This is a genomic window from Vibrio sp. Vb0304 (genome assembly GCF_033338995.1).
GTDB lineage: Bacteria > Pseudomonadota > Gammaproteobacteria > Enterobacterales > Vibrionaceae > Vibrio > Vibrio alginolyticus.
The window spans coordinates 1-1,072 of sequence record NZ_JAWOTT010000332.1 but is presented as its reverse complement, the minus strand read 5'-3'; the positions used below and the strand labels follow the sequence as shown (position 1 = coordinate 1,072).

Genomic DNA, 1,072 nt, shown 5'->3' with positions numbered 1-1,072 from the left:
GTCAGCCGCTTCTGCCACCACGCCAACCCAACTAGCGCTAGACCTAACGACACAATAAACACGCCAACACTTAGCAGTAGTTGAGCGGTAAAGTGGTACGTCACTATACCCGCAGCCAAACACACACTGAAGATAAACAGCACCGACAGCAGCGTAAAAATGACGCTGAACATCACGATTTGGCGCGCAGCCGCTACGTTGACTTTCATCTCTAGCAGAAACAAATCCAACGTCGAGCCCGACCACGTTCGCAGTGACGTCGAAAGGTCGTCAATCTGCGACAAAATGGCTCGTAGCCCATTAATGGCTTGTTCAACTTCCTGATTTTTAGCCCCATTTAGGGCTCGGCTACTGTCTGCAGTAGCCGAGCCTTGGCGCTCATTGATGGTATGCTCGGAGTCATTCATAAAACTCTTCCTTCATGATTAGAGCGAAATGTAAGGAACAGGCTTATTTGATGAGCTTAGAGACCGCCCAACCTGCCAGGAATGCACAACCGATACTCAACAGCGGGCGCTCTTTAATGACGTTTTCTGCGGATTTGGTCGCTTGCTGAATGTTCTCTGCGCCGACTTCCAGCTTCTCTTTGGCATGTTCTTTCATGGCGCCAACCGCTTCTGAAGTGGCTTGCTCTGCAAGGTGATACGCTTCTTCAAATTGCTCTTGAGGTTTAACTGCGCTTTCTTTTGTATTAGCCATAACTAGCCTCCGTTGATTGAGATTACCTTGGATTAAACGGTTGTGATTCCGCTGAGAAGTAATCTGATAAAAGTGAATTCTTTTCGTTTCCTCGTGAGTGGTATTGCGATTACTGTGCCAAGTTAATAAGTCATTGTTTTTATTGAAATAGAATTTAAATAGCTCCAATCGTTGCAAAATGACCTGTAATTATTTCCTTTGAATGGATTCTTATTTGTAATTTTTTCTTATTCCCCAGAAGCAATCACGCGCAATTAATAACCACCACCATGCTTACTCCTTATATTATCTGGCATCTCTCACATTCAATATTCATGGCATACAAAATGCTAGATATAAAATGCCACATGAAAAATATTGTTCATATTTAATG

Annotated in this window: 2 protein-coding genes; both read right to left on the bottom strand. The window is 43.8% G+C overall.

The features are described 5' to 3' along the window. Nucleotides 1-407: phage holin family protein (locus R7P35_RS26035; RefSeq protein WP_318093361.1), on the bottom strand; the 407-nt coding region annotated here is incomplete at its 3' end. A gap of 43 nt (nt 408-450) precedes the next feature. Beyond that, on the bottom strand, nt 451-699 hold the full coding sequence (locus tag R7P35_RS26030; protein WP_005466481.1) for a hypothetical protein: 249 nt from the start codon (nt 697-699) through the stop codon (nt 451-453). Nucleotides 700-1,072: the final 373 nt, after the last annotated feature.

Bases quoted from the DNA above. Each gene is read 5' to 3' on its own strand.
- R7P35_RS26030 (WP_005466481.1), bottom strand. From the start codon at position 699: ATGGCTAATACAAAAGAAAGCGCAGTTAAACCTCAAGAGCAATTTGAA.